The sequence below is a fragment of the Pseudomonas sp. 05N36 genome (genome assembly GCF_056397385.1).
Window position 1 is genome coordinate 1 of sequence record NZ_JBFTNH010000060.1, and the last position, 599, is coordinate 599.

A 599-nucleotide genomic window follows, 5' to 3' on the forward strand; every position below is an offset into this window, starting at 1 on the left:
ATTTTACGTCCTTTTTTTGCTTTAATTTTATTGATATTAAGATTATTAAAAATTGAAGAAAGTTCATTAATTATTGGCTTATTTTACGTCCTTTTTTTGCTTTAATTTTATTGATATTAAGATTATTAAAAATTGAAGAAAGTTCATTAATTATTGGCTTTAATACACGTTTGGTTATATCATTCATCTGATAAGTTTTAGGTATATCTAGACGATTTTTAAAATCAGCTATATTTATTTTTATATAACCAGTATGTTTATATTGTTTAAGCAATCTAAACATATTTTTAGCGTAAGTAGATTTAAGATGGGTCATTTCTTTTAATTCAAATTTCGTAAAATCAGCTGTTATAGAATTTAAAATATGTTTTAAATCAGGATTAACACTAATAGATAAACATTCTTCGTCTAAATCTACTTTGTATGAAGTAAATAAAACAAATTTTTCAAAAGACCTATCATTACGCTCCACATATGTTAGATTCAACATTTTATCGTATACGTGCTCTAAATCATTAATAAAACGTTCTTGAGAACGTGTATAGTAGTTACTTAAATATTTTAATTCTTCAAAAGGAATAATTACTTTTCTCGTATCC

1 protein-coding gene is annotated in these 599 nt (G+C 23.2%); it reads right to left on the bottom strand.

Annotated elements, in window-relative coordinates:
* Nucleotides 1-70 precede the first annotated feature (70 nt).
* Nucleotides 71-599, bottom strand: a 529-nt coding sequence (locus AC1DIH_RS28145) for a RepB family plasmid replication initiator protein (RefSeq protein WP_477774090.1), incomplete at its 5' end; no start/stop codon positions are given.